At 60.8% G+C, this 26,167-nt stretch carries 21 protein-coding genes and 6 tRNA genes; 2 read left to right on the top strand and 25 right to left on the bottom strand.

The annotated features are described in order from the left end of the window. Window positions 1–6: 6 nt before the first annotated feature. Entirely contained in the window at window positions 7–1,065 is a 1,059-nt protein-coding gene (locus H6A60_RS02780) for a hypothetical protein (protein WP_205101900.1), read from the top strand. A gap of 133 nt (window positions 1,066–1,198) precedes the next feature. Here the strand turns inward: H6A60_RS02780 and H6A60_RS02785 are convergent, their stop codons facing one another. The 10 genes from H6A60_RS02785 to lepA all read right to left on the bottom strand — a co-directional run bounded on the left by H6A60_RS02785 (window position 1,199) and on the right by lepA (window position 14,346). Beyond that, on the bottom strand, window positions 1,199–2,146 hold the full coding sequence (locus H6A60_RS02785; protein WP_239477544.1) for an ABC transporter substrate-binding protein: 948 nt from the start codon (window positions 2,144–2,146) through the stop codon (window positions 1,199–1,201). 261 nt (window positions 2,147–2,407) lie between these two features. Further along, the gene (locus H6A60_RS02790; RefSeq protein ID WP_205101901.1) at window positions 2,408–4,054 is read right to left on the bottom strand and encodes an ATP-binding cassette domain-containing protein; all 1,647 of its coding nucleotides are present in this window, start codon (window positions 4,052–4,054) and stop codon (window positions 2,408–2,410) included. Window positions 4,055–4,200: 146 nt separating this feature from the next. Beyond that, the gene (locus H6A60_RS02795) at window positions 4,201–5,619 is read right to left on the bottom strand and encodes a sodium:proton antiporter (protein WP_205101902.1); all 1,419 of its coding nucleotides are present in this window, start codon (window positions 5,617–5,619) and stop codon (window positions 4,201–4,203) included. A gap of 558 nt (window positions 5,620–6,177) precedes the next feature. After that, on the bottom strand, window positions 6,178–7,356 hold the full coding sequence (gene pncB, locus H6A60_RS02800) for a nicotinate phosphoribosyltransferase (protein ID WP_205101903.1): 1,179 nt from the start codon (window positions 7,354–7,356) through the stop codon (window positions 6,178–6,180). A gap of 134 nt (window positions 7,357–7,490) precedes the next feature. Beyond that, complete coding sequence (gene nagZ, locus H6A60_RS02805) at window positions 7,491–8,543, bottom strand: beta-N-acetylhexosaminidase (RefSeq protein ID WP_205101904.1); 1,053 nt, start codon at window positions 8,541–8,543, stop codon at window positions 7,491–7,493. 54 nt (window positions 8,544–8,597) lie between these two features. Beyond that, a complete protein-coding gene (gene recO, locus H6A60_RS13915; protein WP_205101905.1) occupies window positions 8,598–9,785 on the bottom strand; it encodes a DNA repair protein RecO in 1,188 nt (395 codons plus the stop codon). A gap of 27 nt (window positions 9,786–9,812) precedes the next feature. Then, entirely contained in the window at window positions 9,813–10,736 is a 924-nt protein-coding gene (gene era / locus H6A60_RS02815; protein WP_205102014.1) for a GTPase Era, read from the bottom strand. 176 nt (window positions 10,737–10,912) lie between these two features. Further along, window positions 10,913–11,599 carry a ribonuclease III gene (gene rnc, locus H6A60_RS02820; protein ID WP_205101906.1) on the bottom strand — a complete coding sequence of 229 codons (687 nt, stop codon included), beginning with the start codon at window positions 11,597–11,599 and terminating at the stop codon, window positions 10,913–10,915. A 38-nt stretch (window positions 11,600–11,637) separates the two neighbouring features. After that, window positions 11,638–12,528 (bottom strand): signal peptidase I, encoded by an 891-nt coding sequence (lepB, locus tag H6A60_RS02825; protein ID WP_205101907.1) that lies wholly within the window; start codon window positions 12,526–12,528, stop codon window positions 11,638–11,640. Window positions 12,529–12,552: 24 nt separating this feature from the next. Further along, a complete protein-coding gene (lepA, locus tag H6A60_RS02830; RefSeq protein WP_205101908.1) occupies window positions 12,553–14,346 on the bottom strand; it encodes a translation elongation factor 4 in 1,794 nt (597 codons plus the stop codon). 935 nt (window positions 14,347–15,281) lie between these two features. Here lepA and H6A60_RS02835 point away from each other — a divergent pair. Next, window positions 15,282–15,434 (top strand): hypothetical protein, encoded by a 153-nt coding sequence (locus H6A60_RS02835; protein ID WP_205101909.1) that lies wholly within the window; start codon window positions 15,282–15,284, stop codon window positions 15,432–15,434. A 222-nt stretch (window positions 15,435–15,656) separates the two neighbouring features. Here H6A60_RS02835 and fabF read toward each other — a convergent pair whose 3' ends face one another. The 15 genes from fabF to H6A60_RS02910 form a co-directional block, all read right to left on the bottom strand. Continuing rightward, window positions 15,657–16,892 (bottom strand): beta-ketoacyl-ACP synthase II, encoded by a 1,236-nt coding sequence (gene fabF, locus H6A60_RS02840; protein WP_205101910.1) that lies wholly within the window; start codon window positions 16,890–16,892, stop codon window positions 15,657–15,659. 237 nt (window positions 16,893–17,129) lie between these two features. Continuing rightward, entirely contained in the window at window positions 17,130–17,369 is a 240-nt protein-coding gene (gene acpP, locus H6A60_RS02845; protein ID WP_205101911.1) for an acyl carrier protein, read from the bottom strand. A 158-nt stretch (window positions 17,370–17,527) separates the two neighbouring features. Further along, complete coding sequence (gene fabG, locus H6A60_RS02850; protein WP_205101912.1) at window positions 17,528–18,295, bottom strand: 3-oxoacyl-ACP reductase FabG; 768 nt, start codon at window positions 18,293–18,295, stop codon at window positions 17,528–17,530. A 37-nt stretch (window positions 18,296–18,332) separates the two neighbouring features. After that, complete coding sequence (gene fabD / locus H6A60_RS02855; RefSeq protein WP_205101913.1) at window positions 18,333–19,277, bottom strand: ACP S-malonyltransferase; 945 nt, start codon at window positions 19,275–19,277, stop codon at window positions 18,333–18,335. 97 nt (window positions 19,278–19,374) lie between these two features. After that, window positions 19,375–20,361, bottom strand: a complete 987-nt coding sequence (locus tag H6A60_RS02860) for a beta-ketoacyl-ACP synthase 3 (protein WP_205102015.1) — start codon at window positions 20,359–20,361, stop codon at window positions 19,375–19,377. Between the two features lie 388 nt (window positions 20,362–20,749). Next, the gene (rpmF, locus tag H6A60_RS02865; RefSeq protein ID WP_205102016.1) at window positions 20,750–20,932 is read right to left on the bottom strand and encodes a 50S ribosomal protein L32; all 183 of its coding nucleotides are present in this window, start codon (window positions 20,930–20,932) and stop codon (window positions 20,750–20,752) included. A 234-nt stretch (window positions 20,933–21,166) separates the two neighbouring features. After that, window positions 21,167–21,242, bottom strand: a tRNA-Gly gene (locus H6A60_RS02870). Between the two features lie 28 nt (window positions 21,243–21,270). After that, window positions 21,271–21,346, bottom strand: a tRNA-Gly gene (locus H6A60_RS02875). A 106-nt stretch (window positions 21,347–21,452) separates the two neighbouring features. Continuing rightward, window positions 21,453–21,536 (bottom strand) — tRNA-Leu (locus H6A60_RS02880). A 60-nt stretch (window positions 21,537–21,596) separates the two neighbouring features. Continuing rightward, window positions 21,597–21,672, bottom strand: a tRNA-Gly gene (locus tag H6A60_RS02885). A 1-nt stretch (window position 21,673) separates the two neighbouring features. Further along, window positions 21,674–21,747 (bottom strand) — tRNA-Cys (locus H6A60_RS02890). Window positions 21,748–21,758: 11 nt separating this feature from the next. Then, window positions 21,759–21,834, bottom strand: a tRNA-Gly gene (locus H6A60_RS02895). Window positions 21,835–22,159: 325 nt separating this feature from the next. Further along, entirely contained in the window at window positions 22,160–23,494 is a 1,335-nt protein-coding gene (locus H6A60_RS02900) for an anaerobic C4-dicarboxylate transporter (protein ID WP_275114210.1), read from the bottom strand. Between the two features lie 214 nt (window positions 23,495–23,708). Continuing rightward, window positions 23,709–25,106 (bottom strand): aspartate ammonia-lyase, encoded by a 1,398-nt coding sequence (locus tag H6A60_RS02905; protein ID WP_205101914.1) that lies wholly within the window; start codon window positions 25,104–25,106, stop codon window positions 23,709–23,711. A gap of 201 nt (window positions 25,107–25,307) precedes the next feature. After that, entirely contained in the window at window positions 25,308–26,156 is an 849-nt protein-coding gene (locus tag H6A60_RS02910) for a fumarate reductase iron-sulfur subunit (RefSeq protein WP_205101915.1), read from the bottom strand. Window positions 26,157–26,167 lie beyond the last annotated feature (11 nt).

Below are 26,167 nucleotides of genomic sequence, written 5' to 3' on the forward strand. Positions count from 1 at the left end.
AAGCGCATGGAAAACCGTTCCGCACTTGAGATGCCCGCGCTTGCGCAAGCGCTCTCGCTTGCCGCCGTTTATCTGCCGCAGGATGGCTGTGCTTACGACCGCATCACGCTCGACATTGTGCTCGCAACCGCCGCGAATCTTCTGCGGCACAACCGGCCGGAAAACGAAGTGCGCCTCGCGATCCTCTGGCAGCTGCCTGCTTCGGCTGCCGAGCAGCTCGTGCCCGAGCACTTGCGCCCAGACCTTAAGGCACTCGCCGTGTTTTTTGATCGGACACTTGACTTTCTCGCTGCCGACGAGCCTCTCGAACCCGACGACATCGAACGCCAGGCGGACGAAATACTTACGCCGATACCCGACGCTGCTCGAATCGTCGCCGCAGTCCACCTCAAAGCGATTGTCGATCGCTCACCCAAACGCGTCTTCTACGCAGCCGATCGACCCGAGCCTGATCGAGCTCTTTTCTTTACTCGACTGCTCGCGCTCGCCAAAACGTTTGCCGCAGGCACGTCGGACTTGTCGGGCGAGCGGCTGCTCCTCTCGGTGAAGGCGGCCATACGTTCGGCCCGGCTCAAGCAGACGCTCCTGCCCGACGAAATGGACGATCGCATCTGGCTGTTCCAAATTCGCCAGGAAGTCCCGACCGAAAAACGCGAAGCCATTTTGAAGCGGCTCGACAAGTTCCTCAGCGCGCTCTGGCTCAAGGTCGGCTGCGTACCGGGAAAAAACGGCGAAGGAACTGACCCCTGGCGGAACGATGCACTCTACGTGCTTCTCGAAGAAGCCCGTGCGGAAAATACACCGGCGCTCGAACGCTGCATGGCGAGCCTCGCCGTCCGATTCCAAAACCTTTTCAGCGTTCGAAGGCTCGCCCGAGACGACGTGCGCAGCGACATTTGCTGGCGGCTGCTCTCCATGGATCATTGGCACATGGGTCTGCGCTATGCCGGTCGGCACAAGTGGCTTTGCCAATCAACATCGGCAGACCCGCTCGCGGCCATCATTCAGAGTCAGCCCGAGAGCGACCTCGAGCGGGCGATCAGCGCATTCGAAAACGCCACTTAAAGGCGTACGCCTCGAAAATGACCTTCACGCAGCGAGTCGTTGCGCCGGCAAGCGGGCAGCAAAAAGCCGAAGTCACCGACAGGCGGCCTCGGCTTTCAAGTGAAATCTCACGCAGAGGAAGTGTTCACTTACTTTACTTCATCGCTTCGGGCAGAACGAGCGAACGAACATCAACGGCCTTTTCCATCATGCCGTTATCGATCAGGAACTTCTGATCGAGTTCGAGCCCCTTGATGTCGGCTTCGGTGAGCGTGTCGTAGAAGTTCGACCAATCGTAGAGCTTCTTGGCGTCGTCAATACTCACGCCCTGCGCTTTGGCGCCGATCTGAAGCGCTTCATCCTGATGCGTTCGGATCCATTCAAGCGCCGCGCGGTTGACTTCGACCACCTTGCGGAAAGCTTCCGGATAGTCTTGAGCAAACGACTTGCGAACGGTCATGACGAGGTTGGGCTCAACATAGCCTTCGCACGTAGCGATGGTCTTCGCGCCCGCTTCATGCGCCTTGATGACGAGGTTCGCTGCCAGCAGCCCCGCGTCGACCTTGCCCGAGAGAACCGCCGTCATCGCGGCGCCCGGATCCATGTTGATGAATTCGACGTCGTTGATCGACATCCCTTCCTTCAGAAGCGAGGCAACGAGGAGCTGATGAAGCACCGTACCCTTGGGACCGGCAACGCGCTTACCCTTCAAATCTTTCACCGAGAGCGACTCGCCCGGACGCCCCACGATCGCGAAGATTTCCTTCGGATGCGCCACACCCGTCGCAACTGCGATGGGATTGCCCGCACCCGCAGCCATCAGAAGGCTCGCGGTATTCATCACGGCCGAAAAGTCGAGATCGCCCGAAGCCATCGCCTGCCCCTGAACGGCACCCGAATTGATCACGCGCCACTTGATTTCGACGCCTTCCTGCTTGAAGGCCTCTTCGAGCATGCCGCGCTCCTTCATCACGATGTTCTGCAGATTGAAGGGTGCTTTGACATACGTGATCGAAATGGCCTTGGGCATGTCGGCCGCCTGCGCGAAAGCCGCAGCCGCGCAGCAGAAAGCCGCCAGCGCGGCCTTGATTTTCATATTCATTTTCTTTTCCCTCTTGTGCGACGGGTCCGCCCGAGAGCGTTCGGCTGCGCGGACGCCGGCGGCGCCAGCGGTGCCACTAGAAAAAAACGCAGGAAAGACCTCGGCAAGCGCTCGTGAAAGCGGACCATCGGCTCATTTTACGGTCGCGATTTCTCCCGATCGAGCGCCGAGAGCAGGAGTCGCGCGGTCTACGTCTTTTGAAGTGCTCTTGCCGCTCACTGCGGTGGTAGGCAACCGGCCTATCGACCTGAGAGACGCCGCTCAGCGGGAGAGGAGCTCGGCGAGGATACGCTCTTCAAGCGCGGCGACCTTCGGATCCGTCAGGCGGCGCGGCTGCGGCATCTCGAGATCAAACGATGCGGCGATTGTGCCCTCGGCCATCACCGCGATGCGGTCGGCCATGGCGACAGCTTCGCGCACGTCGTGCGTGATCATGAGTACCGTCATGCGGGTCGAAGCAAAGATGCGGATGCTTTCGCGCTGCAATTCGGAACGCGTGATGGCGTCGAGCGCGCCGAAGGGCTCGTCCATGAGGAGCAGCTTGGGCGAACGAGCCAAAGCACGCGCAAAGCCCACGCGCTGCTGCTGCCCGCCCGACAAATTCTGCGGATAATCCTCCGCGCGAGCAAGAAGCCCCACAAGTGCGAGCACTTCGTCAACACGTGCGTCGGCTTGCGAGACGGGCTCGCCCAGGAGCGCCAAGCGCACGTTTTCGCGTACGGTCTTCCAGGGCAGCAGCGTCGGCGCTTGGAAGACCATGCCGAGGAGCGGTCGCTTCCCGCTCGAGAAGGTCACGCGTCCGCCCGAAGCGGGAAGAAGTCCCGCAATGACCTTCAAAAGCGTCGTCTTGCCGCACCCCGAGCGCCCCAAGAGCGCCGTGATCGTGCCCGGGCGCAGCGCGAGCGAAAGACCGTCGATCGTCGGCCGCTCGACAATGCCCTGCGCATCGGGGTAGCCCGCGCGCAGGCGGGCAATATCGATGCCGGGCAGCTGCGCATCATCGGCCGTCGCGCGTCGAAGATCCGCCGCAGACGTTGACGCTGCCTTCGAAGTAACCGGCTTGCCCGCTTTCCTGCTTCGCCCCGGCAGGAACCGCTCGAGTACACGGCGAAAGAGTGCGTCGCAGGCGACCCCAAGCACAGCAATCGAAAGGATCCCGACCATCACGATATCGGTCTTCGCCAGCATCGAAGCGTCTTCAATGAGGTAGCCCAAGCCCGAAGCGGCCGCGATGAGTTCGGCGCCGACGAGCGCGCGCCACGCGTAGCCGAAGCCGAGCCGCAGCCCCGTCAAAATGCCGGGTGCGGCCCCGGGAAGCAGTACATGCCGAATCCGCTCGGCGCTCGAGAGACCGAGAATCCGCGCGAGCGACGCATACGAGCGGTCGGTCGAACGAAGTGCATCAAAGCTCGAGAGGTAAATCGGGAAAAAGCTCGCGAGGATCACAATGGCGAGCTTGGGCGCTTCGTCGATGCCGAGCCACAGAATGAGAAGCGGCACGAGCGACAACGGCGGCACGACGCGCAGCGCCTCAAAAACGAGCGACGCGGCCCGCTCGGCGCGCGGCAGCGCATGAAACAGAAAAGCGCAAGCCAGCGCAAGCGTGGACGAAATCAAAAATCCCGCGAAGACGCGCGCCAAGGACGTCGCCGCATGCTCGAAGAGTTCGCCCGAAGCGAGAAGCTGCCAGGCACGCGAAAAGACCGCCTGCGGACTCGGGAGCAGAATCGGGGGAAAAAGGCCGAGTTCGCTCACAATCCACCAGAGCGCGAGCAACGCCGCCGGCGCGAACCACGGCAGCGCCCAAGCGAACGCACCCTCGCGCCTGCCGCTCGCAGACGGTTCGAGCGGCTCGGCGTTCGGTGCCGGCGCGGCGCGCTTTGAAGACTTCGGTGAGCTCGGGGACATGGCAGGCAAGTCGCGTGAAGAAAAAAGAACGGTCTTCGTGCCGAACGCGCTCTACTTCAAGCACAGCGCGGCGCGAAAACCGTTCGGCGTCAGCCTGCGGCCGCAGCCGCAGGCTTCTCGTTGAGGCTGATCTCTGCCCGACCGCTTTAGGTCAAGAAGATCATGTCCATCAGGAAGAACGTCGGGAAGAGGATGCCGACCGACCAGAGCATATAGCCGAAGAAGGTCGGCATCTTGATGCCGCGTTCGTGGCAGATCGACACCGTCATGAAGTTGGGCGCATTGCCGATATAGGTAACGGCGCCCATGAAGACGGCCCCCATCGAGATCGCCATGAGGGTCTGCGCGTCTTCGGTCATGAGGAGGGTCGGATCGCCGCCGGCCAAATTGAAGAACGCGAGATAGGTCGGCGCATTGTCGAGGAACGCCGAGAGCGAGCCCGTAAGCCAGAAGAAGAACGTGTTGTTGAACGTCCCGTCGGCATTCGTCACGAGAGCGACGAGCGGCGCGAAGTGACCGTCGAGGCCGGCGCGCAGCATTTCGAGCACCGGCACGATGCAAACGAAAATGCCGAAGAAGAGCTTGCCGACTTCAAGAATCGGATCCCACGTGAAGTGGTTGGCTTCGCGCGTGGCCTTCGCCGTAAAGGAAAGCGAGAGAATCGCCGTTACGATGAAGATCGCGTCGCGCGCGAGCGACTCGAGCGTGAAGTGCACGCCGAGGGCGGTGATTTCGGTGCCCGACTTCCAGAAGCCCGACATCAGCACAGCGCCGATGATGAAGGCGAGGAAGAGGATGTTGATGCCGCCGTCGATACCGAACTTTTCCTTCGTCTTGGGCGGCTCAAAGCCGTCGCGAACGTCGCGCTTGTAGCAGACGGAGTCGATCGCGAAAAAGACCGCGAGCAGAATCGCCACCGTAACGAGCCACGGCAGCAGAAGATGCTCGGTCGTCCAGAAGAAGCCCACGCCCTTCAGGAACCCAAGGAAAAGAGGCGGGTCGCCCAAAGGCGTAAGCGCGCCGCCCACGTTGGCCACAAGGAAGATGAAGAAGATGAAGGTCTGCATCTTTCGCTTGCGGTTTTCGTTGGCGTGAATAAGCGGACGAATGAGAAGCATCGCCGCGCCCGTCGTGCCCATAAAATTCGCAAGCACCGCACCAACGGCAAGGAACGCCGTGTTGACGATCGGGTGCCCGACGAAGGTGCCGCGCACGTGAATGCCGCCCGCAACAATGAAGAGCGCCCCGACGAAGATGATGAAGGGCACGTAGTCGGCAAGCAGCACGTGAATGATGGCATCAAGGCCGACATCAAAGCCGATCAGCGCGCAAAGCGGCACGCCGCAGCAGAGCGCCCAGAAAACGGACACCTTGCCAAAATGGTTGTGCCAGAAGTGCGGCACAAAAAGCGGGCAGAGCGCAATCGAAAGCAGAATCCCGGCAAACGGAATAGCCCAGCCGAGCGAAAGACTCGCGCCGTCGAGGCCCGCCGCATTGGCAGCTGCAGGAAAGAGCGCGCCGAGCACAGCAAGGGGCGCCAGGCGCTGGATGACGGAAAAAGACACTGTCGGTCTCCTAGTTTTTATGTGCGACCGCCCCTCGCCGAGCACGCGAGAAACGCGCTGGCGACCGGGCGGGCGCTTTTTGCTTGAGGGTGTGCGTCGGAAAGGGGATGCGGCTCCGAAGGAGCTGCGTTCTTCCGAAGTCGCCGCCACCGAGTCGAAACCCCGATCGCTGCCGACCTCGCGGCCTTTCCGATGCGCGCCGGCGAGTAAAAACGATGCCAAACTTTAATTTTCCTCCGATGTCGAGCGAAAAGATATGCGTAAATCGCCCGAATCGTCTTCGAGACGATCAAGTTCGCCCAAACACAGGGCAAAGCGGCATCGAAAACAGAAAATACACTGAAAAACCGCAAAGCGGGCGGGAAATCCCCAATTTTTGCGCTTATCTGCTCTAAAACGGCACGGCAGCACCGCGCGATTCCGCCTAGAGAAATCTGCACGGCCGCCCGATTCATCGATACGCCGAGGCGCCGACAAAGCGGCGCCTCGCTCAAGCGTTCGACGGATAGCGCCGCACGCGGCTGCGTATTGAGCCGCAATGCGGGCATCGAAACGGCATCAGGATTCGCGAATGCCGAACACCTGACGCAGGTAATGGAGATAGCCTTCGTCCTCGCACATGCCCTTTTCGGGCGTGTCGGAAATCTTCGCCACAGGTTGCCCGCCGCACTTGACCATCTTGATCACGACGTTCAGGGGGCGCGGACCGCGGTCGTTCATGAGATTCGTTCCAATGCCGAACCCCAGACCCACGCGGCCGCGGAAGCGCCGGTAGAGCTCGATCACACGCGGAATCGTAAGCGCGTCCGAGAAGATGAGCGACTTACTGTGCGGATCGCACTTGTTGAGCCGCCAGTGCTCGATCATGCGCTCGCCCCAAAGGAAGGGATCGCCCGAGTCGTGGCGCGCCCCGTCAAAGAGCTTGCAGAAGTACATGTCGAAGTCCTTCAGGAAGGGCTCCATCCCGTAAACATCCGAAAGCGCAATGCCGAGGTCGCCGCGGTACTCTTTGGCCCACTGCTCGAAGCCGAACACTTGGCTGTCGCGAAGGCGCGGCCCCAAGGCCTGGCAGGCCTGCAGGTATTCGTGCGCCATGGTCCCCAAGGGGATGAGACCGAACTCCTTCGCAAATAGTACGTTCGAGGTGCCCGAGAGCATCGGCCCCAAGCGGTCCTTGAGGATCGAAATCACCTTTCGCTGCCACTCTCGCGAGAAGCGCCGGCGCGTGCCGTAGTCGGAGATGCGAAGCTCGTCGTTATCGGGTTCGCTCAAGAGCAGCCCGATCTTTTCGTCAAGCCGGCGCAGCCCTTCGTCCTCTGAGAGATCGGGGTAATTTCTGCGGAAATACACCTCGTTGATGATGGCGAGCACGGGAATCTCAAAGAGAATCGTGTGCAGCCACGGCCCCTTGATATGCACGTCGATGCCGCAGGGATAGTCATCCGAGAGACGCACCTCGACATACTTGCGCTTGAGGTGAAAGAGGCTCAGAAACTCAACGTAGTCGGACTTGATGAAGCGCAGCTTCCCCAAGTAGTCAAGCTCTTCCTCGGTGAAGTAGAGCTCGCAGAGCGCATCGAGCGCCTCATTGATTTCGCCGATGCACGGACGCAGATCCACGTCGGGCGTGCGGCACTTGAAGCGATACTCGACCTCTGCAGCCGGGAACTGATGCAGCACGCACTGCTGCATCGTGAACTTGTAGAGGTCCGTGTCGAGAAGCGATTGAATGATCATGTTTCTTCTAATATCGATCGACGCGCCTGAAAATAAAGCGCGCCCGCATCTCGAAGTCTATCGATTCTGCGGGCGCGTGGTTTGCGCCTCAACGCTTGCGGCCGATTTTTGCGCTTGAGCGCTTAACCGCTCGACTAATCGAGCGCCTCAAACGCCGACTCAAAACCCGCTTCGCAAAGCGTGCGGCGAGCCGCGCGATAGGCTTCGCTTCGACGCAGCGCCTCAAGGGACGGTGCTGCGTCGCCCACGGGGATGAGCCGCGCGAGCCGCGCGTTGAATTCGCTCGAGCGCACCCAGGCGAGGCCGCCGAGCACCTCGTCGAGTTCATCGGGGTGGTTGCAGTATAGAAGTGCGTCGCAGCCCGCCGCGAGCGCACGTTCGGCGCGCTCGACGGGCGCAAGCCTGCCCGCGCCCTTCATCGACAGATCGTCCGAGAAGACGAGGCCCGAGAAGCCGAAGCGCTCGCGCAGCACCCCCTTGAGAAGCCGCGGCTCGTAGGTTGCTACGTTTTCGTCGAAAGCCGCATAGGCGACATGCGCCGTCATGACGCTGTCGAGTTCGAGCGAAAGCGCGCGATAGACCTCGGCATCGGCTTCGAGTGCCTCGAGCTCTCGCTCGTCCTCAGGGAGCGCCACGTGGCTGTCGACAACGGGCCACCCGTGACCGGGGAAGTGCTTGCCGCAGCAGGCCATGCCGGCCAAGCGCAACCCGCCGATCAAGGCGCGCGCGTTGGCGGCGACCGCCTCCGGTGTTGTACCGAGCGAGCGGCTGCCGATCACGCTGCTGCGGCCGTAGTCGACGTCGAGCACCGGCGCATAGGTAAAGTCAACACCGACGGCACGCAGTTCCGACGCGAGTACGTAGCCCGCAGCGGCCATGAGGCGCGGCGCGTCGGCGTGAAGCGCAAGCGCGCGCATTTCGGGCACCTGCGCGAAGCCCTCGCGAAAGCGCTGCACGCGCCCGCCCTCGTGGTCGACCGTAATGACGATACCGGGCCGAATGCGGTGTATCTCGTCGGTGAGCGCGGCGAGCGCTTCGATCGATTCGAAATTGCGCGTGAAGAGAATGACGGCACCTGCGAGCGGATGCACGATGCGTGCACGGTCCTTCTCGCAGAGCGTCGTGCCTTCGATATCGACGACGACCGGCCCGAGCGTGGCAGCCGTCTGCAATCGAGTTGTCGGCATGAGTGAGTCCCCAAAAAGAAATCGGCCTGCGCCGCTTCTTAAGAGGACGCAGGATCAGAGGCGGTTAAGCTCGCCGAGCACGCGACGCGTGCGCAGCGTCTTTTCGCCCAAGTGGTACTGAATGACTTCACGGAGAATATCACGCGCGGCGCGAAGCTCGGCGGGGGTCTCGAGCCGGCCGGCGAGAAGTGCTTCGACGGCTTCTGCGGGATAGATGCGCGGCGCGGGTGCGCGTCCTCCGTCTGCCGCGGTCGGCATTTCGTTCACCCGCAGCGGGAAGAGGAGGCCATCTCGAACAAAGTAAGCGCTTACCTCCTTTTTATCAACCGCTTCATCCGTACCGAACGACGTCGCAGCCAAAGGCCAGCCCGAAAGTTCAAGGAGCGCAGCTTCAAATGCGCGAAGCGCGCGCTGCCGCAGGGCAGCGCGATCGTCCGCGAGCGCGCAGAGCACCTCGACATACGCCGAAAAGAGCTGCGGCGCCGGATCTTCGCGCTCGGTCATGCGAAGAACGAGTTCGTTGACGTAAAACCCCGACATCAGGGCTTCGCCTTCGAGCGGCAGGAGACTGCCCTGCCACTCGGCTCGAACGAGAATCTTCGCTTCGTTTTTACCCGTCCACGTGAAGCGAAGCGGCGAAAACGGAACGAGAAGGCCTCTGAGCTGCGAGGCCGGGCGCTTGGCGCCTTTGGCGACGAGAAAAACGCGACCGAAACGAAGCGTGAGCACGTCTAGGAGCAAACTCGACTCGCTCCAGGGACGCACGTGAAGAATGAAGCCCGGTTCGGCTGCAACGCGCCTAGGCATGGCGCGAGGGCGCGCTTCGGGCTTTTCGTCCAAAAGCGCCTCAGCCTCTGCCAGAATGCGCGCAGCAGCATCGGTGCGCTTGATCGTGAGGTCGAAGGCCGCCGCTGCGGCAAAGCGGGGATGCGTGCGGTCGATCGAAGCGAGGCCGGGGCGACGTTGAAGCACCTCGGCGGCTGAACGAGCGCCTTTGGCACGCCTTGTCTGCGCCGGGCGATCGAGCGCTGCCGCCACCGGCCCTTCGACGGGCCGCCCCTCGGGCTTATCGAGTTTCTCGGACGCCTTTCCAAAGAGCCGCTCCAGCGCAGGGGACGCTGCTGCCGAAGGCATAGGCGCGTTAGAGCCCTCCTCGCCGCCCGCTTTGCTGGTGTCGAGAGAAGCTCGAGCTTGATCCGCTCGGGCGACTGTGTCGCCCGAGGGTTTCTCGGAAAAAGACACGCTTTGACGCTCGACTTAAAGAATGAATCAGTCGTAACCCAGGGTCTTCAGCGCCTTCACGTCATCGGACCAGCCGCGGCGCACGCGCACCCAGACTTCTAGGTAGACACGCTTGCCGAGCATCTCGGCGATGTCGGCGCGGGCAAGGCGCGAGATTTCGCGCAGCTTTGCGCCGCCCTCGCCGATCACGATGGGCTTGTGGCTTTCGCGTTCGACGATGAGGGTCGCGATGATCGTCGCCTCTTCGTCCGTCTCGGCCCACTTGTCGATCGTCACCGCAATCCCGTAAGGGAGCTCGTCGCCCAAAAGTCGGAAAGCCTTTTCGCGAATCGTTTCAGCGGCGAGAAAGCGCGGCGACTTATCGGTAAAGAGGTCCGGATCGAAGTACGGAACGCTCTCGGGGAGAAGCTTCTCGATTTCGGCGAGAAGGTCGTCGAGCTGACGGTTCTTTTCGGCCGACACCGGCACGATTGCCGTAAAGGGATAGCGGCTCATCGATTCGGCCATGAGCGGCAGCAGGGCGTCGCGGTTCTTCGAGAGGTCGGTCTTGTTGACCGCGAGAATCACATTCTTCGCGTCCCTCGGCAGGAGCGAAAGCACTTCAAGGTCGCCCGGGCGCCAGCCGAGCGCCTCAATCACGAAGACGACGGCGTCGACCTCTGCCAAGGTCGAGCGAACTGAACGGTTCATGCGGCGCGTGAGCTGCGTCTTCACCTTTGTCTGAAACCCGGGCGTGTCGACAAAGACGAACTGCGCCATGGGCTTCGTGACGACCCCGAGAACGCGGTTGCGCGTCGTCTGGGGCTTTTTGGACGTAATCGAAACCTTTTCGCCAATGATGTGGTTGATGAGGGTCGACTTGCCGACATTCGGACGCCCGACGACCGCAACGTACCCGCAGCGGAACCCTTCGGCCACGGCGGGGCGCAGCGACCCCGAAGCAGCCAGCATCGCTTCGAGCGCTGCGTCGCGCGCTGCCTGGTCTTCTTCGGTTTCTTCTGCCGCTTCGGCTTCGCCGGTTTCTTCCCCGAACGCCTGCGCTGCCTCAATGGCTTGCGCCTCGTGGGTTTCGGCCTGCGCCTGCAGCGCCTCAATCTTCTTTTCTTCAGTCATTTCCGATCGCCCTCTCACTTATGCACAATCTTCGCCTGCACCGCTTCAAGCGCGAGAAGCGCCGCATTCTGTTCGGCCGCGCGGCGGTTCGTAGCGCGCCCGCTCGTCGCAATGCCGAGCGGCTCGATGCGGCACTCGCACTCGAACGAACGTTCGTGCGCGGCGCCCATGGTGTGAAGGATCGTGTATTCAGGGCGCGGCAGGTGCGCGCCCTGCAGGAGTTCCTGCAGACGGGTCTTCGGATCCTTACTGAAGGTTTCGGGCGTGAGATTCGAGAGAATCGGCTCGTAGACGCGCAGAATCACGGCTTGCGCAGCCTCGAAGCCCGCCTCGCGGAAAACGGCGCCGAAAATCGCCTCCATGGCGTCGGCGAGAATCGACGCGCGTTCGGCGCCGCCCGTCTTCAATTCGCCTTCACCCATGTAGAGGAAGGACGAGATGTCGATGCGCTTGGCAACTTCGTGCAGCGTCTTCTCGCAGACGAGGTTTGCGCGCACGCGCGAGAGGTCGCCTTCGGAGAAGTGCGTGTCGCGCAAAAAGAGCGCATAGCCGATCACGCAATTGAGCACAGAGTCGCCCAAAAATTCAAGACGTTCGTTGTGTTCGGCCGCGTAGCTGCGGTGCGTGACGGCGCGCCGCAAGAGCTTCTCATCCTGGAAGCGGTAGCCGATTCGCTCCTGAAGAACGCTCAAAGAAAGCATGTCTGAAATCCTTTGTTGTCGCAGTACTTCTTCCGGAATCAGCGGAAGCTGCCGATGCGGCTCATGTCGCCGAAGTTCGCCCAGATGAGGACGGCCTTGCCGACCAGATTCTCGTCAGGCACGAACCCCCAGTAGCGGCTGTCCTCGCTGTTGTCGCGGTTGTCGCCCATCACGAAGTAGTGGCCCTCGGGCACCGTGCAGGCAAAGCCGCGCTCGTCATACGAGCACTCGGGCGCCTTGCGGATGATGCCCTGCACGGGCACCCAGCTCGGACGACGGTGGTCGACGGCCATGAGGTGCGTGACGTCGCCGAGCGCTTCGTCGCGCTCTTCGAGCGTCACCATCGTGTTTTCGTCGATGAAGTCGCGCGGCGAACTCTGCTTCTGCGCAACGCCGTTGATGTAGAGAATCTTGTCGCGGTAGACAACGCGGTCGCCCGGCACGCCGATCACGCGCTTGATGAAATCGATGCTCGGGTCGACGGGATAGCGGAAGACGACGACGTCGCCGCGCTCGGGCGAGCCCAAGGGAATGATCTTCGTATTCGCCACGGGCAGACGAATGCCGTAGTCGAACTTGTTGACGAGAATGAAGTCCCCGACGTGCAAAGTCGGCAGCATAGAACCCGAGGGAATGCGGAAAGGCTCAAAAAGGAAGCTGCGCAGCAGGAACACGATGAGAATGACCGGGAAGAGCCCGGCCGTGTACTCGAGCCACCAGGGCTGTGCGATCGCGGCCTCGTAGATGCGGTTGCGCTCGTCGATCACGGCCTTTTCGCCGCGGTCGATCGCTTCGCGGTTCTCGCGCTCGAACTGCGCGGCCGCGCGCTCGGCCGCGGCGCGTCGCGCGGGAAGGAACTTCATGCGCTCGGCCACCCAGAAGACGGCCGTCACGAGCGTGAGCAGAAAAAGAATCAGAGCGAAATTCATGTCGATTCCTTGACGAGTGAACGCTTATTTCTCTTCGGTCTGCAAAATGGCGAGGAAGGCTTCCTGCGGAATTTCAACGCTGCCGACCTGCTTCATGCGCTTCTTGCCCGCCTTCTGCTTTTCGAGGAGCTTGCGCTTACGCGTAATGTCGCCGCCGTAGCACTTGGCGAGCACGTTCTTGCGAAGCGCCTTGACGTTTTCGCGCGCAATGACGTTCGCGCCGATCGCCGCCTGAATGGCAACTTCGTACATCTGGCGCGGGATAAGGGAGCGCAGGCGCTGCACGAGCTCGCGCCCCTTGGGCACGGCGTTCGAGCGGTGCATGATCGCCGAAAGAGGATCGACCTTTTCGCCGTTGATAAGAATGTCGACGCGAACAACGTCGGAGGCACGATATTCCTTGAATTCGTAGTCCATCGAGGCGTAGCCGCGCGTGAGCGACTTCATGCGGTCGAAGAAGTCGAGCACGATTTCGGCGAGCGGCAGATCGTAGGTGAGATGCACCTGACGGCCGTGGTAGGCGAGATTCGTCTGCACGCCGCGCTTTTCCTGGCAGAGCTTCATCACCGCCCCCACGTACTCGTTCGGAACGAAGATCGTCACTGTATCGATCGGTTCGCGGATCTCGTCAATCTTGTCCGTCGGCGGCAGCTTCGAGGGATTCTCGACCTGAACCAGTTCGCCGTTGGTCATGAGGACCTCGTAGACGACAGAGGGCGCCGTCGTGATGAGATCCATGTTGTATTCGCGCTCGAGACGCTCCTGGACGATGTCCATGTGGAGGAGCCCGAGGAACCCGGCGCGGAAGCCGAAGCCGAGCGCCTGCGACACTTCGGGCTCAAAGCGAAGCGCCGCGTCGTTGAGCTGCAGCTTCGTGAGCGCGTCGCGAAGCGCATCGTACTGGTTCGATTCGACCGGGTAGAGGCCGGCGAACACCTGGGGCTTGACGGCCTTAAAGCCCGGCAGCGCCGCTTCGGCCGGCTTTTGCGTAAGGGTGACCGTGTCGCCCACGCGCGCGTCCTTCAGTTCCTTGATGCCCGCGATTACAAAGCCCACTTCGCCCGCGGAGAGTTCCGTGCGCGTTTTGCTCTTGGGGGTAAAAACGCCCACCTGTTCGACGAGATGGTTGGCGTTCGTCGCCATGAGCGTGATCTTGTCCTTCGGACGAATGCGGCCGTTGACGACGCGAACGAGCATCACGACGCCCACGTAGTTGTCGAACCACGAGTCGATGATGAGCGCCTGCAGCGGCTTTTCGGGGTCGCCCTCAGGCGGAGGAACGTCGCGTACGACACGCTCGAGAATGTCGTCGATCCCGAGCCCCGTTTTGGCCGAGCAAGGAATGGCATCGGTCGCATCGATCCCGATTACGTCTTCAATTTCCTCGCTCGCGGCGACGGGGTCGGCGCTGCCCAAGTCCATCTTGTTGAGGACCGGAATCACTTCGACGCCCAAGTCGATCGCCGTGTAGCAGTTGGCAACGGTCTGCGCCTCAACACCCTGCGTCGCGTCGACGACAAGAAGCGCGCCCTCGCACGCCGAGAGCGAACGGCTTACTTCGTAGGAGAAGTCGACATGCCCCGGAGTGTCGATGAGGTTCAATTCATAAATCTGACCGTCCTTGGCCTTGTACTTGAGCGCAGCTGTCTGCGCCTTGATGGTAATGCCGCGCTCGCGCTCGAGATCCATGCTGTCGAGGACCTGCTCGCTCATTTCGCGCTCGGAGAGCCCCCCGCAGCGCTGAATGAGTCGGTCTGCGAGCGTCGACTTGCCATGGTCGATGTGGGCGATGATCGAAAAGTTTCGAATGTTCTGCATCGTCAGGAAAAATCTATGCGGCGCGGCCCTGCCGGACCGAACGCCTCAAAAGCGTGTGCGCTCTGGCGGCGCGGCTCCTCGAGCGGCTTCGCGCGCCGCCCTTTCGGGGGGCCGGGAGAGAACCGCTCGACAAAAACGCTGGATCTGGCGCCGCCGGAGCGTACGGAAAGTACGGTTGGTACGCTGAGTACGCGATAAAAGGGCATGAAAGCACGCCCGAAAAACGAAGATTGCGCCGCACGCGAATACGGCGAAAGCGGCCGCAGGCGAAGTCGCCCGGGCCGTCGGGAGCGGACATTTTAGCAAAGCGGCCGAACGCGCTTGGCTGCGTTCGGCCGACTTTGCGCGGGAGGGAAGCCTGCGCGCCGGGTGCGGATTGTTTCGAAGTGCTTCACGCCGCCCGAGCATAAAGGGCCTGCACGCGCTCTTGTCGCATCGGGCGGCGCAAAGCTGCTTGGGATAACCATGTCCGTGAAAGTGCGTTCTCAGCTTTGCGAGGCCGTTTCGCGCTCGCCCGCATTCGAGTCGGTCGGCGCCGAGCGCCTCATAAAGCGTCACGAGGCTCACGGCCTGCGAGAGTGCGCTCCGGATGCGCGACTGTTCAGCAGCCGCAGTCTTGAAGAAATCCGCGCACAGCTCATGAACCTCTCGCAGACCCGTTCGATCGAGCTCATTAAAGAGAAGCGCCGACAGCTAGCGCAGGAGCGGCGACAGATGCTTCTGCACATGCTGGCGCTCGACGACATGATTGCTGCCTCACGATCGCGCAGCCGCAGCTCGAAGAGAGGCTCGACTTCTATCGACTCGAGTGTTCCCAAGGGCCGACGCTCGAAAACGCTTCCGCCTACTGCCAGTGGTGTGCGGTTTAGATTTCGCGGCCACGCGCGCCCTTCGGTGTTCTGCTCTCAAAGGATGCGGCCCGAGAGAACCGCTGCGTGGAAATCGGCTATTTCAGTCGAATGCTTCGAACGACGCCCGAAGAACGGCGCTTCGTTAAGCCCAAGGAGCTTTACCTCTCAACGATCAAGCGCGGCACGATTGCCGACCACGACGTCTATGCGGGCGAGCGCACACAGGCGCGGCATTAAGCTTCTTGACGACATCTTCGTCGTCGACCTGATGGCCTACTCGAGAAGCGGCAGCCGAAGCGGCTTTTTGCTCCAGTACGCCGTGCGTGTTGACGAATCTGCGGGCAGTTGACGCGCCGTAAAGACGACGGCCGCCCGATTCGCATCGGCCGGCCGTCCGTATAGAGCCTCTGATGGGGCTCGTGCCCAGGATGCCCCGCTTCGGGACGCCCGTGTTGGGCTTTAGTCTTCGTAGCGCTTGTAGATCACCGTCGAGTTGGTGCCGCCGAAGCCGAAGGAATTCTTCATGGCCGCGCGGATCTTCATCGGACGCGCTTCATTGGCGCAAACGTCGATGTCGCACTCCGGATCCTGATTGAAGACATTGATCGTCGGGGGCGAGATCTGCTCTTCGATCGCCTTCACCGTGAAGACGGATTCGACGCCGCCCGCGCCGCCCAAAAGGTGGCCCGTCATCGACTTCGTCGAATTGACGACGAGCGAACGGATGTGATCGCCGAAGACTTCCTTGATCGCCTTCACTTCGTTGACGTCGCCCACCGGGGTCGACGTGCCGTGCGCGTTGAGGTAATCGATGTCTTCGGGCTTGAGGCCTGCGTTGCGAAGCGCCATGCGCATGCAGCGGCTCGGGCCGTCCGTCGACGGCGTGGTGATGTGGTAGGCGTCGCCCGAGAGACCGTAGCCTACGACTTCGGCGTAGATCTTCGCGCCGCGCGCCTTGGCGTGTTCAAGCTCTTCAAGGACGAGAACACCGGCACCTTCGCCCATCACGAAGCCGTCGCGATCCTTGTCGAAGGGGCGCGAAGCGGTCTTCGGATCGTCGTTGCGGCGCGAGAGCGCGTGCATGGCGTCAAAGGCGCCCATGGCGAGCGGATGAATCGTCGACTCGGCGCCGCCGGCGACCATGACCGTCGCGTCGCCGCGGCGAATGATGTGCATCGCTTCGCCGATCGCATGCAGACCGGTCGAGCAGGCCGTCACGTGCGCGATGTTCGGCCCCTTCAGATTCTTCATGATGGCGAGCTGCCCGCTCACCATGTTGATGATGCAGCCCGGAATCATGAAGGGCGAGATGCGGCGGGGGCCGCGATCACGCAGCGCGTCGTGATTGGCGCAGATGACGGGAATGCCGCCGATGCCCGCGCCGATCGCCACGCCGATTTCAGGCGAAAGCTCTTCGGTGATTTCGAGCTTGGCGTCTTCAAGCGCCATGAGGCCGGCGGCTACGCCGAAGTGCACGAAGCGGTCGAAGCGGCGGACTTCCTTGACGCCGAGATACTTGGCGGCATCGAAATCCTTGACGGTACCGGCGATCTGGCTGCCGAGAATCGAGGCGTCGAAGCTCGTGACGAGTTCAACGCCGCTTTCGCCGCGTAGCGCGGCCTTCCAGCTCGTTTCGAGGTCGTTGCCCAGGGGAGAAACCATCCCGAGGCCGGTGACTACAACACGACGAGTCATGTTTGAACCTTCCTGATGAAAATTGGTTGCGGCCGCTGCCGGCCGGTGACGCCCCGAGCTTAGCGCCCGAAAAGGCCGACAGAGAACGATCGGCCTACGGATTAGCGAAATGCCGTGATGTTTCGAACATACATACGACAATGGGACCCTTTCGGAGTCCCATTGCATGTCCGGACTCATTCGAGTCCGGCTCTTCACGGCGTGCAGCGCCTGAGGGCGCGGCGCGTCAACTTGCAATTACTTGTTGACGGCAGCCTTGACGAAGTCGATGGCCTGCTGAACCGTACGGAGGTTTTCCTGTTCGGTGTCGGGAATTTCAATGCCGAAAGCATCTTCGAGAGCGAGCGACATTTCGACGGTCGTCAGGCTGTCGGCGCCGAGGTCTTCGATGAAGGAAGATTCGTTCTTGATGTCTTCTTCCTTGATGCCCAGCTGTTCGGCGATGATCTTCTTGACCTTCAGTTCGATTTCGTCCATTTTAAAAAACTCCGCAATGGGTTGAGTTCATATCCAACCCCAGCCGATGGAGCATCTTGGGGTCGTTGGCGGCCGCATTTTGACGTGCAATGCCTCAGCAGCCTGATTTGAGTTAGCTTGGTATTTTAACAGAGCCTTTTTGACGGTGCGTCGGGGGACTACCCCATGAACATTCCGCCATTTACATGAAGCGTGGTACCCGTGACGTAGGCGCCGGCATCCGAAGCGAGGAAAAGGCACGCATTGGCGATGTCTTCGGTCTGGCCGAGACGCGCAAGCGGAATGCCCTTCAGAAGCGCTTCCTTCTGCTCGTCGGAGAGCACGCGAGTCATGTCCGTGTCAATGAAGCCCGGCGCTACGCAGTTGACGGTGATGCCGCGCGAGCCGATTTCACGCGCGAGCGCCTTCGTCATGCCCATGAGGCCCGCCTTGGCAGCGGCGTAGTTCACCTGACCGGCGTTGCCCATGGCACCCACGACGGAAGCCATCGAGATGATGCGGCCGCTGCGGGCGCGCATCATCGGACGCACACAGGCGCGTGCGAGGCGGAAGGCGGCAGAGAGGTCCGTGTCGAGCACGTCGTCCCACTGCTCGTCCTTCATGCGCATCACGAGCGTGTCGCGGGTGATGCCGGCATTGTTGACAAGAATGTCGATGCGGCCTTCGGTCTTGACTATGTCGGCGATGAGTGCGTCGCCTGCAGCGGCGTCGCAAACGTTGAGCATCGCACCGCGCCCCTTGCCGTCGAGCTCGGCAATGCGAGCCGTGATCTTCGCGGCTCCCTCTTCGGACGTGGCCGTGCCGATCACGGTCGCGCCGCAGCGCACGAACGATTCCAGAATCGCGGCGCCGATGCCGCGGCTCGCGCCCGTAATGAGCGCAACCTTGCCTTCAAGCGCGTCGGCGCTGAAAACCATCTTTTCCATTTGAAGTCTCTCCGTTATTCGTAATCTGTCGTTCGCATCAGAGCGCTTCGGCTTCTTTGATTTTGCCGAGCGTCGCCTCGAGCTGCGCCGCATCGGCGATCGAGTAGCAGCGAATTTCGGGCGCGATGCGGCGAATGAGGCCGCAGAGGACCTTGCCGGGACCGCACTCGACGATGTCGGTGACGCCTTCAGTCTTCATGCGCTCGATCGTACGCACCCACTGCACGGCGGCAGCGGCCTGACGGGCAAGCGCTTCACGAATGCCGTCGGGCGTCGCATGTTCCTGCACGTCGACGTTGGCAATCACGGGAATCTGCGGCGCGTGAATCGTCGTTTCGGCGAGGCGCTTGGCGAGCTGCTCCTGCGCGGGCTTAAGCATCGAGGAGTGGAAGGGTGCGGAAACCGGAAGCTCAATCGCGCGGCGGCACCCCTTGCCCTTGGCAAGTTCGATGGCCTTGGCGAGCGCAGCCTTTTCGCCGGCAATGACGACCTGCCCGGGCGAATTGAAGTTCACGGCTTCAACGATCCCGGCTTCGCTCGCTTCGCGGCAAACGGCAACAACGTCTTCGTCCGAGAGACCGATGACGGCAGCCATGCCGCCGACGCCCACGGGAACGGCGGACTGCATCGCCTCGGCACGGAAGCGCACGAGCTTGACGGCATCTTCAAGCGAGAAAACGCCCGCGGCGGTAAGCGCGGAATATTCGCCGAGCGAATGGCCGGCCATCACGACGGGCTTCGGGCCGCCCGCGGCAACCCACGCGTTGTAGAAGGCAACCGAAGTCGCAAGAATTGCAGGCTGCGTATTCACCGTGAGGCCGAGTTCTTCGGCCGGACCTTCGGCGATCAGCTTGGAAATGGAAAAGCCGAGGGACTCGTCCGCGCGGCGGATGCATTCTTCAACAACGGCATTGCCTTCGTAGCCGTTGAGCATGCCGACCGACTGACTTCCCTGACCCGGGAAAACAAAAGCGAGGCGCATAGCGTATCTCTGGGAGGATGAATAAACAGAAGAAAATAGCAGGCGTCGCCGACTTTATCGCTTCTTGACGGCGCCAAAATAGAACGGGAATAAGGGCTTACCAGCGAACGAGAGCCGAGCCCCAGGCCATGCCGGCGCCGACAGCCTGCAGGAGCACCAATTCCCCAGGCTTCACCATGCCCGACGTGACGGCTCGATCGAGCGCGAGCGGCACGCTCGCCGCGGACGTATTGCCATGTTCGCTCACGGTCTTCACCATGCGCTCTTCGGGAATGCCGAGCTTCTTGGCCACCATGCTCATGATGCGAAGGTTCGCCTGATGCGGCACAAAGAGCGCAACGTCTTCGGTACGAACGCAGGCAAGATCGGCGACTTCGTTGGCGGAATTGACGAGTCCCTCCACCGCGAGCTTAAAGACCTGACGGCCGTCCATGTTGATGTAGGGGCAGCCGACGACAGCACCGTTGTCGATACGGGCCGTAAGGCCAAGGACCTTTTCGTCGTAGCGGCCGTCAGCGTACATACGCGCAGCGAGCACGCCCGGGTCCGAGGAGCTCTGAAGCACCACGGCGCCGGCACCGTCACCGAAAAGCACGCAGGTCGAGCGATCCTTGAAGTCGAGAACTCGCGACATGACTTCGGCACCGATCACGATGGCCGAGCGGTAGGGACCGGCGCGCAGCATGGCGTCGGCAGCATTGAGCGCATAGATAAAGCCTGCGCAAACGGCCTGCACATCAAAAGCAGCGCAACCCGTCGCGCCGATCGCGCTTTGCACATGCGCAGCCGTCGACGGAAACACCATGTCCGGCGTCGTGGTCGCCACGATGATGAGATCGATCTCTTCGGCGCGAAGCCCCGAGCGCTCGAGCGCGTTCCTAGCGGCAGCAACGGCGAGCGACGTGGTCGTCTCACCCTTCTGTGCGTCGGCGAAGCGTCGCTCGAGAATCCCAGTGCGGGTGCGGATCCATTCGTCGCTCGTTTCGATGCCGTCAACGCGCAGGCGTGCCGCCAAATCGTCGTTGGTGACGCGCATCTTGGGCAGCGCGGAGCCCGTCGCAATGACTCGGGAGTACATCTCGATCCTTGAAAATATTAAAAGTCGCCATCATCTTACAACGGCTCGAAGTGCTTTCCCGACAGGATTTTTGCGACTTTGAGATGATCGAGCATCGCCACATTTGGGGATATTCGGCAGGTCGAAACGAGCTGAAGCCGGCCCGACGCGTGAGCGCTTAAGTACATCCGCAGACAGCTTCGGCGGAACGTGCCTCTGCAACCGGATAAAGAAAAAGGGACCCGATTTCGGATCCCTTTTCCCTCCTCTGCTTTTTTCGGCTGCTTCGTCCTGAAAACCTTCACGCGAGCGCTTCTGTCACTCACCGTGGGGTTCGCGCGTGCATCTGCGCGCGAAGACTTCGTCGGATCGCTAGCCGCCTAGAAAAGCGAGGTAATCGTTCAAAAACCGACGATTATTCGTCAGCCTTCGTCGCGATGACCTTCTTGCCGCGGTAGAAACCGGTCGGGCTGATGTGGTGACGACGATGAACTTCACCGGTCGTCGCTTCGATCGCGGTCGGCGGATTGGTCAGAAAGTCATGAGCACGGCGATTGCCGCGACGGGCGACGGATTTCTTGTTCTGCTGAACAGCCATGGCAAACCCCACGTAGTAACGAGTGACGTGAATCAAGTTCTGCGTCGAGCACTCGAAAAAACTCAAGACACAGATTTAACGAGGTGCTCTCAGAGCACGCTCCTCGAGCAATGAACGGCGGATTTTAGCAAATCCGTCGATCTTCATCATCACATCGTCCGATTTTTTTTCGCCCGATTGTGATGGCCCGAGCGGCAAAGAAAAGGGGAGGATCAAATCCTCCCCTTCGGAATCTGGAGCGGGAAACGAGTCTCGAACTCGCGACCTCAACCTTGGCAAGGTTGCGCTCTACCAACTGAGCTATTCCCGCATTATCGCGACAGCATCGAAAAATCAGATGGAGCGGGAGACGAGTCTCGAACTCGCGACCTCAACCTTGGCAAGGTTGCGCTCTACCAACTGAGCTACTCCCGCATCTGTCTAGCGAAGAATTGAAATTATACGGATTTTAAAAACTCTGTCAAGGGCAGAATTAAAAATTTCCTAATTTCGATTCTGGCATTTGTATCTGCAAACCGATTGGTCCCCGGAACGGGACTCGAACCCGTACGCCAAAGGCTGCGGATTTTAAGTCCGCTACGGCTACCAATTTCGTCATCCGGGGACGTCGGTGTCCTGCAGATGCGAAAAGAGGGAACCTCTCAGCTCCCTCTTCTCAAAATTCTGGAGCGGGAAACGAGTCTCGAACTCGCGACCTCAACCTTGGCAAGGTTGCGCTCTACCAACTGAGCTATTCCCGCATGGAGGCGCGAGGCGGAATCGAACCGCCGTAAACGGATTTGCAATCCGGTGCATAGCCACTTTGCTATCGCGCCTCATACGTCAGTGGAGCGGGAGACGAGTCTCGAACTCGCGACCTCAACCTTGGCAAGGTTGCGCTCTACCAACTGAGCTACTCCCGCACTGAGAAGTTGAATTCTACTGATCGGCAGATTTTTGTCAAGAGCTTTCTCAAAAAAATGTGACTTAACGTACGTCCGATGCCGCATCGGTTGGTTTTGCGTGCATTCGATCGCGATGAATTCGCGAAAACCCATGTACGAAAAATGCTTTCAGCAGTTTGTCCAGCAACTCATTACAAGCACCGTCAAGCAGCAACCACGCACCTCAGCAAAAAGTAAATAAAAAAACAGAGCCCCTCCGAAGAAGAGGCTCTGTGAATTTTCGGCGGACCGCCCGGCAATGCCGAGCGGCCGCATGCGTTATCTGAATGTCGTGAGTCGACTATCAGAAGATGGCGCAGGCACCGAAACCGAGGACCACCGAGAAGACGATGGCGATCAGGCCGGGCAGGAAGAAGGCGTGGTTGAAGACCCACTTACCGATACGGGTCGAACCCGTGTCGTCCATCTGAACAGCGCCGAGCAGCGTCGGGTAGGTCGGGAGCACGAAGAGCGCGCTCACAGCGGCGAACGTAGCGACGAGCATGTAGGAATCGCCCGGGTTTTCAGCGGTGATGCCAAGAGCGGCAACGACAGCCGGGACGATAGCCTTAGCGGTAGCAGCCTGCGAGTACAGGAGCATAGCGGCAAAGAAGAACACGACCGCGAGCAGAGCCGGATTTTCGGCAACCGTCGAAGCAGCGAATTCCTTGATTTCGGCGGAGTGGCCGGACACGAACGTGTCGCCGAGCCAGGCAACGCCGAGCACGCAGACGATAGCGACCATACCGGACTTGAAGACCGAGCAGGAAGCAACGTCGCCCACTTCGATCTTGCAGAGCATCGTGATCAGCATGCCGACGAGCAGCATAAGCGACATGATGGCAGCGTCACGCGGAACGATAACGTTCTTGATGATGCCGACAGCAGGCGAAATGGCGGAAGCGTAGAGAACCACAGCGACAACGCCGACGAGGAAGATCAGCACGGAGCGCTTAGCAAAGGGCTTGAGCTCCATCTGAGCGGCACCCTGCGCGGGCTTGACGAGGCCCTTGGCGAGGCGTTCCTTGTAGACCGGGTCGCTGTCGAGGTCCATGTTGGAGATGATCGTCATGACGAAGGCCGTGAGCATGCAGCCGACAAACGTCGTCACGATCCAGATGAGAAGCAGAGCCGGATAGGACCAGCCGAGCGGTTCGAGGACGCCCGTCATGTAAATAACGGCGGCCGAAACCGGGGAGGCCGTAATGGCGATCTGCGAGGACACGACCGCGATCGAAAGCGGAACACACGGACGGATGTGCTGTTCCTTGGCGACTTCAACGATAACCGGAATCATCGAGAAGGCGGTGTGGCCCGTACCGGCGAAAATCGTCAGAACATAGGTGACGATCGGGGCCAGGTAGTTGATGTGCTTCGGATTCGAGCGAAGGATGCGTTCGGCGATCTGAACGAGGTAATCAAGACCACCAGCGAGCTGCATGGCGGAAATGGCCGAGATCACCGAGGCGATGATCAGGATAACGTCCCAGGGAATGTTACCCGGCTTCATGCCGAGGAGCAGACCGAGGACGAGCACGCCGGCACCGCCCGTATAGCCGATGCCGATGCCGCCAATGCGGACACCGAGAAAGATCGCGCCCAGAAGGACGATGATCTGAAGAATGAGCATTAAATCCATGATGCCTCCAGGCATTCAAGGCCCCTTTTGCGCCCTGCCCGTCCGGTTGCGTCCGAGCGGTCAAAGCACGCTGGAGCGAGGGTCCGGAACCGCAAAGCCGTTCGGTTCTTCTTAGGAACCAGGCGGCTCGGCGGCCTCCTTTGGTGGTTGGCCGCCCGGACTGATGTCCTAGGCGGCCCAGGCTGTTTGCCGGATCTTTGCCCGACTTATTTAATTACTGTTCGAACTTCGGGTTGATGAGGTTTTCGTACGTGAAGATTTCATCCCACTGTTCCTGGGTGATCATCTTCTTCTCTTCAACGAGGAGTTCATGCAGCGACTTGCCCGTCAGGAAGCCTTCGCGAGCGATGGCAGCGCAAGGCTTGTAGCCGAAGTGCGGCTTGAGCAGCGTGATGATGCCGAGCGAACCCATAACGAGGTCCTTCGTGTGGTCAGCGTTGACGACGATGCCGTCGACGCACTTTTCACGCATCGCGATGCAGGCGTTCGTGAGAACCTTCATCTGCAGGTACAGAGCGAAGGAGATCACGGGTTCCATAACGTTCAGTTCGAGCTGGCCGGCGGAAGCGGCGAGCATGACCGTCTGGTCGAGACCGATCGCGAGGAACGAAGCCTGGTTCGTGACTTCGGGGATGACCGGATTGACCTTGCCCGGCATGATCGAGGAGCCAGGCTGCAGCTGCGGAAGAACGAGTTCGGACAGACCGGTGCGCGGGCCCGAAGCAAGGAGACGGAGGTCGTTGCAGACCTTCGTGAGCTTGACAGCGAGGCTCTTGCAGGCCGACGACAGAGCAACGTAGGCGCCGCAGTCGGACGTGGCAGCGATCAGGTCTTCGCTGTTGTGGAAGTCGATGCCGGTGATTTCGGCGAGGTGCTTAACGGCGAGGGCGGGGTAGTCGGGGTGAGCGGTAACCGTCGTGCCGATAGCGGTGGCGCCGAGGTTGACGCACTTCAGGTGTTCCTGAGCTTCCTTGATAACCTTGATTTCGTCAGCGATCGTGAAGCCCCAGCCGTGGAATTCCTGGCCGAAGGACATCGGGACGGCGTCCTGCAGGTGGGTACGGCCCATCTTGAGGACGTTCTTGTTCTTTTCAGCCTGGCGGTAGAAGCTTTCGACGAGTTCTTCAACGGCCTTCAGGAGGACGTTCGAACGAAGGAGCAGAGCGAGGTGCAGAGCGGTCGGGTAGGTGTCGTTCGTCGACTGGCCGAAGTTGGCGTGGTCGTTCGGCGAGACCTTCTTGTCGCCCTTGGCGAGACCGAGGTGTTCGCAAGCGAGGTTGCTGATCACTTCGTTCACGTTCATGTTGACGGACGTGCCAGCACCACCCTGGAGCCAGTCCGTAACGAACTGGTCGTTGTACTTGCCGGCGATCAGCTGTTCGCAGGCCCAGATCAGGGCGTCAGCGACGTCGGCCGGGATCGTGCCGAGTTCCTTGTTGGCCATCGCGGCGGCCTTCTTCACATAGCCAAAGGCGATCGGGAAGAAGGGTTCCTGAGCCATCGGCATTTCCGTGATGTGGAAATTGTGCTTGCCGCGCATCGTCTGAACGCCGTAGTAGGCTTCATCCGGAATTTCGAGGGAACCAAGGAAGTCGCTTTCAATACGAGACATTTTTATGCTCCTCAAGTGTTTGGGCGGCGCACTTTCGGCGTGGCGCCTCATGGCGCCGTCCGGTTTCAGCCCGCCGCCGACACGCTTGTTGAGAGCGTTGGTCCGTCGGCCGCGAGCCAGCTGTAATGAGCGATCAGGGGAGCTCAGCTACCTACGCGGTTATACGCACAAAGTAGGAGCTCCTCCGTTCACGCCCGAATATTACTGCTTAATCGGCTTAATGGGAATAGCCTTTTTAGGTGCCTGCTTGGGCAGGACCTTGTCGTAATTACTGATGCCCTGCTCGGCCATCTTGCGGCGGATGAAGGCGATCTGCGTCTTGAGCGGCAGATCCTTCGGGCAGAAGTCGTGGCAAGCGAGCAGCGACATGCAGCCGAACACGCCCGATTCGTCACCGACAACTTCGTAGTAGTCGGCGTCGTTACGGTCGTCGCGCGGGTCAAGGCGGAAGCGGGCGATCTTGTTGATACCCACGGCGCCCACGAAGTCCGGACGAATGCGAACCGTACCGCAACCGGCGATACAGCAGCCGCATTCGACGCAGCGGTCGAGAACGTAGATGTCTTCGGCGAGCTGCGGATCCATCGGAACTTCCTTCTTGCGAAGGTCGATTTCCTCTTCCTTCATGTGGACCCACGTCTGCATGCGTTCAGACATGTTGCGCATCCACTTGCCGGTGTTGACCGAGAGGTCGCCGATCAGCTCGAAGGCCGGCAGCGGGGCGAGCGTGAACTCGGCGGGCAGGTCCTTCGTGAGCGTACGGCAGGCCAGACCCGGCTTGCCGTTGATGAGCATCGCGCACGAACCGCAGATGCCGGCGCGGCAGACGAAGTCGAACTGCAGCGTCGGGTCCTGGTTGTCACGCAGGTCGTTCAGAGCGATGAAGAGCGTCATCGAATCGGACTCTTCGAGCTCGTACGTCTGCATGTGCGGGACGCTTTCCGGATCCTGCGGGTTGTAGCGCAGGATGCTGATCTTCAGAAGACGATGCTTCTTGGCCGGTGCCGCAGGAGTCTGCGCGGCCTGGTTCTGCTGATTGGTTTGGCTCATTTTCTAGCAGC

The sequence above is a fragment of the Sutterella massiliensis genome, assembly GCF_016899755.1.
Classification (GTDB): domain Bacteria; phylum Pseudomonadota; class Gammaproteobacteria; order Burkholderiales; family Burkholderiaceae_F; genus Sutterella; species Sutterella massiliensis.